Below are 229 nucleotides of genomic sequence, written 5' to 3' on the forward strand. Positions count from 1 at the left end.
ACCCTTAACCGCCCAACGGGAGATGCCTAACCCATTGTGCGCATAAATCCAAAGTAACCAACCACCGCTGCGCGTGATGGAATAGAAGGGTGGGTACAACTTAGCTTTAATATTTCGCCCACTGGGGAAGTAATTGACGCGGTAGTTTTAAACGCCGAACCAAAACGTATTTTTAACCACGAAGCACTACGCGCTATTAAACGTTGGAAATACCGCCCAAAAGTAATTG

At 46.3% G+C, this 229-nt stretch carries 1 pseudogene; it reads left to right on the forward strand.

What is annotated here, in order from left to right:
- Window positions 1-229 (forward strand): annotated as a pseudogene (locus R0J88_RS24210) (energy transducer TonB); the annotation flags it as partial.

The organism is Pseudoalteromonas sp. SIMBA_162 (assembly GCF_046535955.1).
GTDB lineage: Bacteria > Pseudomonadota > Gammaproteobacteria > Enterobacterales > Alteromonadaceae > Pseudoalteromonas > Pseudoalteromonas marina.